This is a genomic window from Clostridium sp. CF012 (genome assembly GCF_018861755.1).
GTDB lineage: Bacteria > Bacillota > Clostridia > Clostridiales > Clostridiaceae > Clostridium_AD.
This window is the reverse complement of record NZ_JAHLEF010000137.1, coordinates 1-617: the sequence shown is the minus strand read 5'-3', so window position 1 is coordinate 617 and position 617 is coordinate 1. Positions and strand designations below refer to the sequence as shown.

Annotated in this window: 1 protein-coding gene; it reads right to left on the bottom strand. The window is 31.6% G+C overall.

The window, feature by feature from the left end:
* Positions 1–532: NAD(P)H-hydrate epimerase (locus tag KPL50_RS26715; RefSeq protein ID WP_216301479.1), on the bottom strand; the 532-nt coding region annotated here is incomplete at its 3' end.
* Positions 533–617: the final 85 nt, after the last annotated feature.

The following is a 617-nucleotide window of genomic DNA, read 5'->3' as shown; positions in this document are numbered from 1 at the left end:
TTCTAATACAATTCCCCATCACTTTCCCACTATTACACTCAAATCCTGATGGGACATCAATTGATAAAATATACTTACTATTCTCATTCATAATTGTAATTGCTAAAGAGTAAATACCTTTAACTTCTCTAGATAATCCGGTTCCAAAAATTGCATCAATAGTAATTTCGCATTGAGTTATGCTTTCCCTTAAAATTTCAAGCTCCTCATTGTTATTTACTTCTATTATTTTGGCACCCATATTTCTTATGATATTAAGATTTACCAGTGCATCTGCGCTCATATTTTCATCTGATCCAAGAAAAAACACTTCGACATAATTGCCTCTATTTAAAAGATGCCTTGCTACAACAAAACCATCCCCACCATTATTCCCACTAGAGCAAACAATTACGAATTTTTTATTATTTCCTGGTATATTTTTCATTACCTTTAGTGCTGCATTTTCCATTAGTATAATACCTGGAATCCCTAAAATGTCTATACAATAACGATCAATCTTTCTCATTATCTGTGCTGTTGCGATTTTCATTTTCATTTCCCTCCAAAACTGCAAAAACAATTGCATTTCTCTCAATTTTAATAATATCAGTTTCAATTCATAGTATCAATGGGTC